This is a genomic window from Amycolatopsis sp. NBC_01286, from assembly GCF_035982555.1.
GTDB lineage: Bacteria > Actinomycetota > Actinomycetes > Mycobacteriales > Pseudonocardiaceae > Amycolatopsis.
Window position 1 is genome coordinate 1922930 of the sequence record NZ_CP108428.1, and the last position, 13140, is coordinate 1936069.

The following is a 13140-nucleotide window of genomic DNA, read 5'->3' on the forward strand; positions in this document are numbered from 1 at the left end:
TGATCTTCGCCGAAACCCGGCAAGGTTGGACCTGAATGTCCGCTTTGACCGACTGGATCCGATCAAGGGAGCGAGGACCCCAGCCTTGGCCGCGACCGAACATGAAACCGTTTTTACTTACGGCGCACCGGCATTGAAGTACGGCACCGGCGCCAGCGACGAGATCGGCTACGACCTGACGCAGTACGGCGCCCGCCGGGTCCTGGTCGTGACCGACCCGCAGGTCGCCGCCACCGGCTGGCCGCGCCGCATCGCCGACGGCATCACCGGTTACGGCATCGAGACCGAGATCTTCGACGGCGTACACGTCGAACCCACCGATGTCAGCATGCAGAAGGCGGTTGACTTCGCCCGCGGAACCGGGCCGTACGACGCCTTCGTGGCCGTCGGCGGCGGCTCCTCGATCGACACCGCGAAGGCCGCGAACCTGCTGACCAGCAACGACGGCGACCTGATGGACTACGTCAACGCGCCGGTCGGCGGCGGCCGCGCGCCCGACCGCCCGCTGAAGCCGCTCGTCGCCGTGCCGACGACCACCGGCACCGGTTCGGAGAGCACCACCGTCTGCGTCCTGGACGTGCTGTCCCTGCGCGTCAAGAGCGGGATCAGCCACCTGCGGCTGCGCCCCACCCTCGCCGTCGTCGACCCGCGGCTCACCGTCAGCCAGCCCGCCGGCGTGACCGCCGCGAGTGGCATGGACATCCTGTGCCACGCCGCGGAGAGCTACACCGCCAAGCCGTACACCGAGTTCGACCGCAAGCGCCCGGAGCAGCGCGTGCCGTACTGCGGCGCGAACCCGCTGGCCGACATGTTCGCCGAGCAGTCGCTGCGGCTGCTGTCGTGGGCCCTGCCCGCCGCGGTGCGCGACGGCTCGGACCTCAAGGCACGCGAAGCCATGGCACTGGCCGCGACGTTCGCGGGCCTCGGGTTCGGCAACGCCGGCGTGCACATCCCGCACGCGAACGCGTACCCGATCGCCGGGCAGGTCAGGGATTTCCACCCGGACGGCTACCCGGGTGACGAACCCATGGTGCCGCACGGGATGGCCGTCTCGCTGACCGCGCCCGCCGCGTTCCGCTTCACCTTCGACGCGGCGCCGGACCGCCACCGGCAGGTCGCCCGCCTGCTGGCGCCCGACTTCGAGTGGTCCGGCGACGCCGCCGGCCACCTGCCCGCGGTGCTGATCGACCTGATGCGGAAGATCGGCATCCCGGACGGCATCGGTGCCGTCGGCTACGCGGAGTCCGATGTGGACTCACTGGTCGAGGGAACCCTGAAGCAGCAGCGCTTGCTGGCCACCGCACCCCGCGAGGCGTCCGAGGAGGACCTCGCCGGCATCCTGCGCGACTCGGTGTCCCTGTGGTGAACGGCTACCCGCACTGGCAGACGATTCCGTTGCGCTGGAAGGACAACGACGTCTACGGGCACGTCAACAACGTGGTGCACTACTCGCTGATGGACACGGTGATCAACACGTGGCTGATCGAGCAGGGTGGTCTCGACATCGAGACCGGGGAGGTGATCGGGCTGTGCGTCGAGTCGCACTGCGGGTATCACTCATCGGTGTCCTTTCCTGGTTCGCTGCGGGTCGGTTTGCGCGTCGCACACCTGGGGAAGTCGAGCGTGCGCTACGAGATCGGGATGTACGCCGCGGATGAATCACTGGTCGCGGAGGGCCACTTCGTGCACGTGTTCGTGGACCGCGAGTCCCGCCGGCCGGTTCCGGTGTCCGGCAAGCTGCGTGGAGCGTTGGAAGCACTGCAACCCGAATGACGTGCCCCGCCGGCTGATCACCTCCCTTCTGGCGACGCGGTAGTCGGAGTCGCGTTTCTTCCGTGCTTCCGATCATGCACGACGCCGCCGACACGGGTCGGCGATCGGCGCGAGTTATCCACATGTGGTGACAAGACGGCGAAGTTATCCACAGATTCGCGGCGACGGGTTCCGCGGCGCTTCGACGGCGGTAGCGTGGACGGCATTGAATATGTCCACAGTGGACGAGCGAGCAGGTGGTCAGCCGGCCCGTGCGGTACGCGGAACCGGCGACGGCCGCCACGGCGTTTCGGAGCCGGCGGTTGCTTCGGAAGGTGCGCTCGCGGCAGCTGGCACGGCACCATCGGCGAGGTCACCCGTGAAAGCACCGGAAGTCGCGGAACTATTGCCCGAACCACGGGCAGAAGCGGCAACCGCGCCGCCACCGGCGGCGGCTGGCGCGGCACCACCGGCGCGGCCACCTGCGACAGCTGACGCGGGTCCACCAGCAGAACCGGTGGCGGTCACGGCAGCACCGGCCGGACCACCCGCAGCTGCAGCCGCGGGATCCGTGCCGGCGACCCGAACCGCCGCGGGCCCAGCGCCTCCGGTGGCTGCTCCCCCGGCCACCGGCGTCGCCCAGGCCTGCATCAGTTCCGCGTAGCGCGGCGACCTGGCCAGCAGGTCGGCGTGCTTGCCCACCGCGGTCTCGCGGCCGTCCATGACCAGGACGCGGTTCGCGCGCAGCGCGGACGACAACCGGTGCGCGATCACCACCAGCACACCACCCCGCGCGGCGAAGGCCCGCTCCGCGCGGGCTTCCGACACCGGGTCGAGATGGGAGGTTGCTTCATCGAGGATCACGAACCGCGCCGAACCGGCGTACACCCTGGCCAGCGCGAGCAACTGCGCTTCGCCCGCGGAGATGCCTTCGCCACCGTGGCCGATCTCGGCGTCGAGACCGCCCAGGCGCTTCAGCAGCGCGCCCGCACCCACCGCGGTCGCGGCGGCGGCGAGTGCGTCGTCGGAGGCTGACGGTGCGAACAGGGCGACGTTGTCGCGGACCGTTCCCGCGAAGACGTACGCCTCCTGTGGGATCAGCGCCACGAGCTCGTGGCGCAGCGCCCTGGGCACGTCCCGGACCGGGACGCCACCGAGCAGGACCCGGCCTTCCTGCGGCGTGAGCATGCCGGTCAGCAAGCCGGCCAGTGTCGACTTGCCGATCCCGCTCGGGCCGACCACGGCGAGGTGCTCCCCCGGCCGCAGCCCCAGGTCGAGCCCGCGGACCACGGGTTCGGCCGTCGCGCTCCAGCCGAACGTCAGGGCGCGGACGCGGACCTCGATGCTGCGTGGGGTCGCCGTGCCGTCCGGACGTTCCGGCAGCTCGGCCGTCTCCGCGAGCCGGCGGAGTGCGACCAGCAGGCGGAGCACGACGGTGCCGGCCGTGGCCGCCAGGCCGCGCAGGGCCGGCTGCATCGTCGTGGCCAGGTAGACGAGCGCGCCCAGGGCCGCGCCCGCGGTCAGCTCGCCGGTGGCCACCAAGCCCGGGGCCAACCACAGGGCGAGCAGCAGCGGCGCGAACCCGCCGAGCGAGATCACCAGCGACCGGAGGGCACTCGACCGCGCCACCCGCACCGCGGCCGTGGCCTGGGCGTCGACCGCGTGGTACATCGCCAGCGCGGCGATCGGCTCGGCGCCGCAGGCGACGACGTCGCGCATCCCGGCCAGGGAGGCGCCGGCCGTCGCGGCCGTGTGCTCGTCGGCCAGGGCCAGCGCGCGCTGACGACGAGCCAGCGAAGGAAGGAGACAACCGAACACGACCAGGGAGGCGATCACCGGCACCGCGACCGGGAGCACCAGCGCACCGGCGACGGTCACCAGGCCGGCGAGCGCCGAGGCCGTCGTCACCAGCATGGCCCGGGCCTGCACCAACAGGCCCGCGGTCGCGTCGCGAACCACCTCGACGTGCTGGGTGATCCGGGCGACGCCGCTCGAGTCGGGCTGGTTGCGCGGCGGGGACTCGTCGTGCAGCACGCCACGCACGACAGCCGTCACGAGCGCGTCGCGCAGGGGTTCGACGACCTTGCCGAGCTGGTGCCAGACCATCCGCGAGCCGAACGCGCCCAGCACCGCGGCCAGCCCGAACAGCGCCAGCCAGCCGAGCCCGGTGCGCGGGTCGCCGACGGCGAAGCCGCGGTCCACGGACAGCTCGACCAACCGACCCGAAAAGAAAGCAGGGAGCCCTTCGAGCACCGAACACACGAGCAGCACGACGCCGCCACGCCACTGCCCGGTGAGCGCGGACCAGTACAACCGGCGCAGGCTCACTCGTCGTCCTCCGTGAAGACGCCGCGGTACCCCGGCTCCTGCCAGAGGGCCGCGTGCGGGGCGACCGCGCGGACCCGGCCCTCCTCCAGCCAGACCACGAGGTCGGCACGGGCGGCGGTGCCGGCCCGGTGGGTCACGACGACGCGCGTCCGGCCGGGCAGCGCGCTCGCGAGCGCGCGCTCGACCGCGGCCTCGGTGACGGTGTCGAGGCTGGCCGTCGCGTCGTCGAAGATCAGCACGCGCGGCTGGTGCACGATGGCCCGGGCCAGCCCGAGGCGCTGGGCTTCGCCGCCCGACAACGGCGTCTCGGCCAGCGGGGTGCGGTAGCCGTCGGGCAGGCGGACGACGACCTCGTCGACCTGCGCCGTCTCGCAGGCGTCGCGGATCGCGGACTCGCCGGCCCACGTGCCGTAGCCGACGGCGTCGGCGACCGTCGCGCCGAGCAACGCGGGGCGTTCGAACGCGTAGCCGATCACCGCGCGCAGCTCCTCGCGGCGGACGCGGGCGAGCGGACGTCCGTCGAGCAGGACCTGGCCCTCGTCGGGCGTGACCAGCCCGCCGAGCACGCCGGCGAGCACGGACTTCCCCGCGCCCGACCGGCCGACGACGGCGAGGCACGTCCCGCCGGCGATGGTCAGGTCGACCTCGGCCAGTGCGCCCGTGACGCCGACGTGGCGCAGGTCGAGGGTGCCGTCGCCGGGCAGCAGCGGGAGCTTGCCGTGCGCGGGTTCGGGCTCGTCGAGGACTTCGGCGAGCCGTTCGGCGCAGCCGCGCGCCCGCGACAGCATCGTGAGCAGCGGGATCTGGGTGACCAGGCCGAGGGCGAGCGCGACGTAGCCGAGCACCGCGACGACGTCACCGACGCTGAGCCGGCCGGCGAGCACGCCGAACCCGGCGGCGGCCAGCACGGCCAGCTCGACCGCCGGCGTGAGCAGCCCGGCGCGCCAGACCATGCGGGCCTGCGTGCGCCAGATGCCCATCCCGGCCAGGGTCAGCTTCGGCAGCGGGCGCAGCACGCGTTCGGCTTCGCGGTCGGCGGTGCCGGACGCGGCGATCGTGCGCAGGCCGGCGACGGCGTCGACCATCCGGGCCGCGAGCTCGCCGGAAACCTGTTGGTAGGCAAGGACATCGTCGGCCGTGTGCTTGAGATGACTGCGGGCGAGCAGCAACGCGAACGGGATGCTGCCGAGGAACACGAGCGCGAGCCGCCAGTCCAGGAACGCGAGCAACACCACCGCGCCGGACGAGATGACCAGCATCGAGCCGCACTGGACGACGATCGTGACGATGCCGCCCGCGCCGACGCAGTCGCCGGTGAGCCTGCTGATCGCGTCGCCCTCGGCGAACTTCGACCGAGTGCCGAGCGCGAAGAGCTTGTCCGACAGCGTGCGGCGCAGCCACGCGGACGCGGTCGCCGTCACGCGGGTGGTCAGGATCCCGCCGACGACGTCCGCGGCGATTTCCGCGCCGCCGACCAGCAGCAACCACGAGACTTCAGGCCAGCTGGGACGGCCCGCGACGACGGCGTCCACCGCGGCCGCGAGCGCACTGGGCAGGAGGAGCCCGGCCGCGGTGGCGACCAGGGCCGTGACGACGATGGCGGCGAGTCTCGGTCGATCGAGGCCGGCCACCCGGGCCAGCAGCCGATCGGCGGAGCCGCGCATCCCACTCCTTCGGACGAGGTTCCGCGAAGGCGGAACCGGGGCCACAATGAACGTGCGGGAGCGGCGCACTTGGCCTGTGCCGCTCCCGCACTGTTCACCTAGGCACTACTTGCGTGCGATCCGCCAGGTCAGTGGCAGGTCAGCAGCGAGAGCGTGCTGTTGGTGCAGGAGGCCAGCAGGCTCAGGTTCGACGGCGCGCCGCCGCCGCCACCGTGACCACCGTTGAGCACCTCGGGGGTCTCCAGGGCCTGCAGCTCCAGAACGAGTTCCATGGTGTTCCTTTCGATTGTTCTTCGATTCCGCCGGTCCTCAGCGACCGGAGGTGTGGGGGGACGGCGTGCTGCCCAGGAAGGGCAGCACCTCCTTGCCGTCCAGGAGGCCGGCGAGCGAGAGGAGGATCCCCGCGCCGCCGGTGGTGACGTCCATCGACAACCGCAGCAGCTGGTTGCCGGGGAAGGCGAGCCCACCGCGGAACGGCACCGCGTACCAGGCCAGCCGGGCCAGGTGCAGGTCGATCGCGTCGCGAACGCGTTGCTCGGGTTCGGTGCCCATGCCGAGCGCGACCGCGAGCCCGGACCGGCCGTAGAGCAGGCCGGGGTGGATGACGAACTCGCCGCGGCACGACTGGCGCAGCTCGGGCAGGCTCTCGCAGGCGTCGGCTTCGGGCCGGTGCCGCGCCAGCTGCTCGGCGACCATCAGGATGCCCGCGCTGCCGATGCCGGCGTACGGGAGCGTGCGCGTGGCGCCGTCACGGACCTGCAGTGACGCGTCGTCGGCGAGCACGCATTCTTCGAGGTCACGGCTGAGCGCCTGGTCCGCGAACGCCAGCCAGGCGGGCTCGCCGGTGCGCTCGAACAGCCGGATGAACAGCAGCGCCGGCCCGGACCAGCCGGACAGCAAGCCCGCACGGGCGAACTTCCCGGGCGGCGCCGCGGTTTCGAGCGCCTCGGCCAGCCGGACGGCGGTGGTGAGCGCCTGCCGGCCGAACTCGTTGTCCTGCCGGGCCGCGGCGAAGTGCAGCAGGGTCAGCCCGATGCCGGCCAGCCCGCCCTCGAGCGCGTGGTCGGTGGTCTGCTCGACGAGCCGCGCCGACGACGCCAGCAGCCGGCTCGCCTCGTCGTGGTGCCCGAGGTTCTCCAGCACGTAGGCGATGCCGTAGCTGCCGTCGTAGAACCCGGGCCGGGTCGGCGGGTCGCGGCGGACCGACTCGATCAGCCAGTGCTCGTGCTCGGGGAACCGTCCGACGCCGGTGACGTCGAGGGCGTGCAGCACGCCCGCGGCGCCGACGCCGAAGCAGGCGCCGCCGACCCGGAACTGCTCGATGTCGCCGGGGAACAGCCGGTCCTGGCGCTGCGGTGTCGCGCTCGCGAGGATCGCCTCGGCGATCTGCTTGCGGACCAGCGGCCAGTCGGGTTTCTCCTGGTCGAGCTCGGTGTGGACCGGTGCCGGCTCCGTGGATTTCGCACGCGGAGCCAGCACCGCGACTGCGGCGTCGGCGTAGCCCTCGGGCAGGCCGAACCGGCGTTCGACGAAGTCGGCGATGCCGCGCAGCTTCGCCGGCGCCAGCTCCAGCAGCGCGGACAGCGGCAGGAAGAGCCACAGCCGCAGCGCCGCGAGAGCGTGCTCGTCGATCTCGAAACCGACCCGGTCGGCCGGCGCGCGGAAGCCCGGCGCGCCGAGCGCGGGCCGTTCGCCGGACTCGACGTCGGCGGCCATCTCGAAGTCGATCAGCGAGACGCGGCTCTCGTCGTCTTCGTCGATCAGGATGTTCAGCGCGTGCAGGTCACCGAAGACAAAGCCGCGGGCGTGGATCGCCTCGACCGTTTCCTCGACCTTCGCCACCACGGCCAGCGCGCGTTCGGCGTAGGCGGTGAGGTCGGCTTCGGTGGTGTCGCGCCTGGTCAGCGGGTAGTTGCGGGCCAGCCAGTTGCCGAGCGACGTGCCGGGCATGTACTCCATGGCGAGGTAGTGGTGCTCCCAGACGGTGAACTGTTCGATGGTGCGGGGCACCCCGGGGATGCCGGTGAGCTTGTCGAGCACGTCGTGCTCGCGCCGCAGCCGTTCGACGGCGTCGATCTGGGCCCGGTCCAGCCCGGCGTGGGGCCGCGCCTCCTTGAGAACGACCTGGTCGCCGCCCGCTTTCGGGTCCGCCAGGTAGACGCCGCCGCCGTTGGAGAAGTGCAGGGAACTCGTCACCTGGTAGGGGAACTGGGACGGGTCGCCGGCCTTGCGCGCCGTGATGCTGCTCTGCAGACAGGCCGGAATCTTCACCCAGTCGGGGACCGAGAACGTGGGTTCCCGTTTGTCCGGGACGAGCCTGCCGTCCGGCTTGCGGATCGCCAGGACGCGGTTGCCGTCGTGTTCGACCCACTGCTCGGCGAATCCACCGTAGCGGACGTACAGCGGGCCCGCACCGTAACGCAAGTCGCTCAGGATATAAGCCCCGTGCTCGCCTTCAAGGCGCACCGAAAGATCGTCAAGCACCCGCTTGAGCTCGTCTTCATTCGCGGGATAAATCGTGATCAGTTTCCCGCTGCCGTCGCGGGGTGCGTATTTCGAGTTCCGGGCGAGCAGGATCAAGGGGGAGCGCAAGTGCTTGTAGGCGACCCGGTACTCCAGACAGTACTCGTGCACCCGCAGGAGCACCCGCCGAGCGTTCCCCAGACCGGCCGAGACGTGGATTTTCCAGCCCTGACCGGGAAGTTCCCGGCCTTCGGGGTGGAGGACCCGCCACACGCCGCGCTGGGCCTCGATCCAACCGGCGTCCGGTGCGGGCAGGGCCGTGGCGTACTCGTCGACCGACGCACCGATTTCCTGTTGTTCGTCGTAGAACAACGGATCGGCGAAGCAAAATGCTTCGTAGCGCAGGTCCATCGAGATTGCCCCTCTGTGCGTTCCCCGGTGCGGCGTGGCCCGGGACGAGGAATATTCCCCCATGCCGAGCGGTCCCGCGCCAATCCGCCAACCCGGGGGTTCAACTGGGCTATCCGAGGTAGGCAAAAGCGACACTTACCAGGCGGTAGCTGAACACTGCGTGATTTCCACCAGGCAACCAACCACTCTGTCGGGGTGTAACACGAAGGTTTTTTCGTCATTCCTGCAGGTCCGAACAAGGGCCCGCCGGAATAAACCACCGAATTGGCAGAATGCCATCAAGGACACCTGGTGATCAACTTTCCCGGTATCGCGAGGTCAGGTTGGTTGTCCGGTCCACTGTGGATCACCCGGACGTGGCCCGCGCCACGCCCGCGGCCCTCGCTCGGCGGGCCGGCCGGTACCCCGGAGTAAGTTGACGCCCGCGGACCGGAAGGAGGAACTGGTGATCTTCGGATTCGCCGTGACGGTCGCCGTGGCGGCCACGCTCGTCGCGCTCTGGAGCTTCGTCCAGTCGGCCCGCAACCGGGAGCCGGACAACGCGCTCCTGATCGCGCTCGCGGTCATCGAGGTGCTGCTGGTCGTCCAGCTGGTGATCGGGATCGTGCTGCCCGCCGGCGGTGAGCGCCCCGGCAGCCTGGCGACGTTCCTCGCCTACCTGATCGGCTGCCTGGTCGTGCTGCCCGCCGGCGCCGCCTGGGCACTGGCCGAGCGGAGCCGGTCGAGCACGGTCGTGCTCGGCATCGCCTGCCTGGCCATCCCGGTGATGGTGCTGCGACTGAACGAGGTGTGGAGTGGAGCAACAGCGTAGGACGGCCACCGGCCCCGGACGGGTGCTCGTCGCCGTGTACGCGATCTTCGCGCTGGCGGCGACGTCGCGAGCGGGCGTCCAGATCAGCACGAAGTTCCACGAAGCGCCGCTCGCGTACATCCTCTCGGCGTTCGCCGCGGTCGTCTACATCGTCGCGACGATCGCCCTGGCCCGCCGCGGTGACGGCTGGTGGCGCGTGGCCCTGACGGCCTGCTCGATCGAACTGCTGGGCGTCCTGACCATCGGCACGCTGAGCATCGTCGACGCGGCCGCGTTCCGGCACCCGACCGTCTGGTCGATCTACGGCGAGGGTTACCTCTTCATCCCGCTGGTCCTGCCGGTCATCGGCCTGTACTGGCTGCGCAAGACGGCGCCGACGCGCGTCACGGCCTGACGACGCGGTCGAGCACGGGAACAATAGGTAGCCCTCCTCCCGGAAATAATTGAGGGTTCGCCGGACGACTTTCGTCGGTTCCGGAAATTACCCGAACAATCGGACAATCCTCACGTTCGGTCCCCACCGGCCTTTTCCGTGCGGGTCTCCCGCACCCATGAGGAGTGAGCGTGAAAGTACGCTTCGGCAAATTGGTCCTGCTCGCCGCCAGTACGGCATTGGCGGTGGTCGGTCTCGCCGGCCCCGCGACGGCCCAGACGTCGATCATCGGCGGCAGCAACGCGTCGAGCGGCCCCTGGGCGGCGCGGCTGTTCGTGAACGGCCAGCAGAACTGCACCGCGACGATCATCGCGCCGCAGTACATCCTGACGGCGAAGCACTGCGTCAGCAGCGCCGGCACGTACACGTTCCGGATCGGCAGCCTGGACCAGTCCAGCGGCGGCGCGACGGCCACCGGGTCGACGATCACCCGCTACAACGGCCCCGCTGACCTGGCGATCGTCCGCCTGACGACGTCGGTGAGCGCGACGTACTCGCCACTCGGCAACGTCGGCGACGTCTCGGTCGGCCAGAACGTCTCGGTCTACGGCTGGGGCGCGACGAGCCAGTGCGGCTCCGAGATCAACTGCCAATCGCGATACCTGAAGGTCGCGACGGTCCGGGTGAACTCCATCGGCTGCAGCGACTACACGGGCGGCGTGGCGGTGTGCGCCAACCGCGTCAACGGCATCACGGCAGGCGGCGATTCGGGCGGCCCGATGTTCGCCTCGGGCCGCCAGGTCGGCGTCGCCTCGACCAGTGACAGGTCGAACAACACGGCGTACACGAACATCACGCGTTACCGCAGCTGGATTTCCCAGGTGGCCGGAGTTTAGTTTCCCGGCAAATCCCGCGGCCGGAAGAATGCGGTCAGCTGGGCCCGGTCGAGCCGGGCCCAGCTTTCCGCGACTTCGAATACCGCGACGGCACCGGTCGGGAACGCGTCGATCGCAGTTCTTCCGGCGAGCTGGAAAGTCACTTCGCTGACACTGGGCTCGTGCCCGACGAGCGCAAGCCTGGTCACATCGTCCGATGTTCGACGCGCGATGTCCAGGTAGTCACCGCCGTAGAGCTCAGCGTCGTACTCGACCGGCGGCTGCTGCTCGAACTCCCCGGAGGCGAGCTGCCAGGTCTCCCGCGCCCGGCGAGCGGTGGAGCAGCGGACGCGCTCGGGCAGGTAGCCGTGTTCTCTCAGCCAGCGCCCGGCCTTGGGAGCGTCCTTGAGCCCCCGCGGCCCGAGAGGACGTTCGTGGTCGTCAACGCCTTCCGGCCAGGCCGACTTGGCGTGCCGGAGGACGAGAAGCAACCGGGTCTGATCCACGTCACGACCTTCCCACAGGCACCGGCCGGACTCGACGACTCGCGTAGAGGTACCAATGACGGGCTGCGGAGACACTGAGCAACCCGGCCCACAGCCATGAAGTCCACACGCTGGAGAGCAGGCCGAGGGCGAGGAACATGACGGTCCCGGCCGTGGTCACGATCGCGGTGGCGAGAATCCACCCGCGCTGCCGCGAAGTCAGCTGAGCAGGCGAGTCGGCCACCAATCGATTCCGGTCCACGCGCGAAGCCTCCCACGCAACCGTGCCCGCCGGCGACGGGATAGCCGCTGACCAGGAAGTTTGAGTGGGCCGCCTGGGGCTCGAACCCAGAACCTACGGATTAAAAGTCCGCAGCTCTACCAATTGAGCTAACGGCCCGTGCTCCCAGCTTAGCCGGGGCCCGCTCAGCCGCCCTCCGCGGGTGGATCAGGCCGCCTGGAAGGTCAAGACTGGTCTTGGCCGGCGGTGGTGCCCATGATGGCGTGCATGCCTGATGACGCCGGTTCGCTACTGATCCTCACCGGGCCGCCCGGGGCCGGGAAGTCCACCGTTGCCCAGTTCGTCGCCGCGGGGGCGGCGCGGGCGACCGTCCACCTGCACACCGACAGCTTCTACGTCTGGATCCGGACCGGGTTCGTGCCGCCGTACTTGCCCGAAGCCGCGCGGCAGAACGAGGTCGTGCTCGGTGTGCTCGCCGACGCCGCCTGTGGTTATGCCCGTGGGGGTTATGACGTCGTCCTCGACGGCATCGTCGGGCCGTGGGCTCTTCAGCCGTTCCGCGACGCCGTCGAGCGGGACGGTCTGGACCTGTTCTACGTCGTTCTACGACCGAGTCTGGAAGTGACCCTCGCGCGCGGGACCGCTCGTGAAGGCCGGGAGCTCACCGAGGTCGAGCCCATCAAGGGGATGCACGGCGCGTTCGCCGCGCTGGGCGAGCTCGAGCGGTTCGTGCTGGACACCTCCGAGCAGAGCGTCGAGGAGACCGCGTCCGCCGTGCGGCACCGGGGCCGCACGGCGGACTTCGCGCTCTGACGCTCCCTTATGGACGGATCAGCACGTCACGTACAGGCCCGTGTACGCCGTGCACTTCTTCGATGCCACGTCGTTGGCCGTGTTCGGGTCGGCCGGGGTGCTCGCCGCGCGCTGGGCCGTGGCCGTGAACGCGCCCCAGGCGAGGATGCCGCCCTCGGACGTGAACTTGGCCGTCGCCGAGGCGCCCGGGGCGAGGGTGCCGATCGTGCAGCTCAGCGTCGCGCCGGTCTTGGTGCAGCCGGTCGTCGAGATGACCGAGCGGTTCGCACCCGGGTTGACCGTCACGCGGACGCCGGTCGCCGAGGCCGGGCCGGTGTTCGAGGCCGTGACCACGTAGTCGACGCGGGCGAACACGCCGATGCGCGGGGTGGCCGTCAGCGCGACCTTGACGTCGGCCTTCGGCGCCGCCGTGATCGTGACGGCCGGGCCGTCCTCGACGCCGAACGCGTAGTTGTCGCCCGCGAACTGGTGCTGCAGCGTGAACTGGCCGCCGGTGGCGTCGTCCTTGACCTTGAAGGTGAACGTCACCGACCCGCTCTCGCCCGGGCCCAGGTCGCCGACACCGCCGCGGTAGCTGCTGAAGTACGGCCCGCACGGCGCGATCGAACCGGTGCACGACACCAGGTCCACCAGGTCCACGATCGGTGATTCCTTGGTGTAGACCGCCGCTTTCGCTCCGGTGACCGTGAAGTCGGTCGGGTTGTAGAGCTGCTCCGTGACCGTGAACGTGTCGCCGGCGTGGAGGCTCGTGTCGCTGACGTCGATCGCGCTGGCGGGCGGGGCCGCGGACGCGACCGCGGGTGCCGCCAGCATGACCGCCGCGGCCAGCGCGGCCAGAACGGCGGCTCTTCGACCGGTTCGCTCCATAGTTTGTTCTCCTGTTTCCGAACCGAAGGGTGCCGCTCCGACCGGTGGGGACTGGTA

12 protein-coding genes and 1 tRNA gene are annotated in these 13140 nt (G+C 70.6%); 6 read left to right on the plus strand and 7 right to left on the minus strand.

Annotation, left to right across the window (positions count from 1 at the left end; genetic code table 11):
• Positions 1–133 precede the first annotated feature (133 nt).
• Both OG570_RS09295 and OG570_RS09300 read left to right on the plus strand, forming a co-directional pair.
• Positions 134–1366 (plus strand): hydroxyacid-oxoacid transhydrogenase, encoded by a 1233-nt coding sequence (locus OG570_RS09295; protein WP_442788258.1) that lies wholly within the window; start codon positions 134–136, stop codon positions 1364–1366.
• On the plus strand, positions 1360–1773 hold the full coding sequence (locus tag OG570_RS09300; RefSeq protein WP_247060107.1) for an acyl-CoA thioesterase: 414 nt from the start codon (positions 1360–1362) through the stop codon (positions 1771–1773). Before OG570_RS09295 ends, OG570_RS09300 begins: the two co-directional genes overlap by 7 nt.
• 240 nt (positions 1774–2013) lie before the next feature.
• On the opposite strand, the gene OG570_RS09305 is transcribed toward OG570_RS09300, so the two are convergent.
• From OG570_RS09305 to lanKC, 4 genes are all read right to left on the minus strand, one after another.
• The gene (locus OG570_RS09305) at positions 2014–4080 is read right to left on the minus strand and encodes an ABC transporter ATP-binding protein (protein WP_326956238.1); all 2067 of its coding nucleotides are present in this window, start codon (positions 4078–4080) and stop codon (positions 2014–2016) included.
• Positions 4077–5744: an ABC transporter ATP-binding protein gene (locus OG570_RS09310; protein ID WP_326956239.1), complete on the minus strand. Its 1668-nt coding sequence runs from the start codon at positions 5742–5744 to the stop codon at positions 4077–4079. The genes OG570_RS09305 and OG570_RS09310 overlap by 4 nt, the downstream gene beginning before the upstream one ends.
• Before the next feature lie 128 nt (positions 5745–5872).
• The gene (locus tag OG570_RS09315; protein ID WP_155548626.1) at positions 5873–6016 is read right to left on the minus strand and encodes a SapB/AmfS family lanthipeptide; all 144 of its coding nucleotides are present in this window, start codon (positions 6014–6016) and stop codon (positions 5873–5875) included.
• 37 nt (positions 6017–6053) lie between these two features.
• Positions 6054–8618 (minus strand): class III lanthionine synthetase LanKC, encoded by a 2565-nt coding sequence (gene lanKC / locus OG570_RS09320; RefSeq protein WP_326956240.1) that lies wholly within the window; start codon positions 8616–8618, stop codon positions 6054–6056.
• Positions 8619–9063: 445 nt separating this feature from the next.
• On the opposite strand from lanKC, the gene OG570_RS09325 reads away from it, so the two are divergent.
• From OG570_RS09325 to OG570_RS09335, 3 genes are all read left to right on the plus strand, one after another.
• Positions 9064–9429 carry a hypothetical protein gene (locus tag OG570_RS09325; protein WP_326956241.1) on the plus strand — a complete coding sequence of 122 codons (366 nt, stop codon included), beginning with the start codon at positions 9064–9066 and terminating at the stop codon, positions 9427–9429.
• A 22-nt stretch (positions 9430–9451) separates the two neighbouring features.
• Positions 9452–9823, plus strand: coding sequence for a hypothetical protein (locus OG570_RS09330; RefSeq protein WP_326959941.1), 372 nt, complete (start codon positions 9452–9454; stop codon positions 9821–9823).
• A 170-nt stretch (positions 9824–9993) separates the two neighbouring features.
• Positions 9994–10698: a S1 family peptidase gene (locus tag OG570_RS09335; protein ID WP_442788259.1), complete on the plus strand. Its 705-nt coding sequence runs from the start codon at positions 9994–9996 to the stop codon at positions 10696–10698.
• Here OG570_RS09335 and OG570_RS09340 read toward each other — a convergent pair.
• Both OG570_RS09340 and OG570_RS09345 read right to left on the minus strand, forming a co-directional pair.
• Positions 10695–11183, minus strand: coding sequence for a SixA phosphatase family protein (locus OG570_RS09340; protein WP_326956242.1), 489 nt, complete (start codon positions 11181–11183; stop codon positions 10695–10697). The two genes, OG570_RS09335 and OG570_RS09340, sit on opposite strands and share 4 nt — an antisense overlap.
• A gap of 306 nt (positions 11184–11489) precedes the next feature.
• Positions 11490–11562: transfer RNA gene (locus tag OG570_RS09345), tRNA-Lys, on the minus strand.
• A 108-nt stretch (positions 11563–11670) separates the two neighbouring features.
• Between OG570_RS09345 and OG570_RS09350 the strand changes: the two genes are divergently transcribed.
• Positions 11671–12216 carry an AAA family ATPase gene (locus OG570_RS09350; RefSeq protein WP_326956243.1) on the plus strand — a complete coding sequence of 182 codons (546 nt, stop codon included), beginning with the start codon at positions 11671–11673 and terminating at the stop codon, positions 12214–12216.
• Positions 12217–12234: 18 nt separating this feature from the next.
• On the opposite strand, the gene OG570_RS09355 is transcribed toward OG570_RS09350, so the two are convergent.
• Positions 12235–13083, minus strand: a complete 849-nt coding sequence (locus OG570_RS09355; RefSeq protein ID WP_326956244.1) for a hypothetical protein — start codon at positions 13081–13083, stop codon at positions 12235–12237.
• Positions 13084–13140 lie beyond the last annotated feature (57 nt).

What these genes read in the sequence shown, in the direction of transcription:
- OG570_RS09350 (WP_326956243.1), top strand. Translation starts at nt 11,671, where the DNA reads ATGCCTGATGACGCCGGTTCGCTACTGATCCTCACCGGGCCGCCCGGG.
- OG570_RS09315 (WP_155548626.1), bottom strand. Translation starts at nt 6,016, where the DNA reads ATGGAACTCGTTCTGGAGCTGCAGGCCCTGGAGACCCCCGAGGTGCTC.
- OG570_RS09310 (WP_326956239.1), bottom strand. Translation starts at nt 5,744, where the DNA reads ATGCGCGGCTCCGCCGATCGGCTGCTGGCCCGGGTGGCCGGCCTCGAT.
- OG570_RS09355 (WP_326956244.1), bottom strand. Translation starts at nt 13,083, where the DNA reads ATGGAGCGAACCGGTCGAAGAGCCGCCGTTCTGGCCGCGCTGGCCGCG.
- lanKC (WP_326956240.1), bottom strand. Translation starts at nt 8,618, where the DNA reads ATGGACCTGCGCTACGAAGCATTTTGCTTCGCCGATCCGTTGTTCTAC.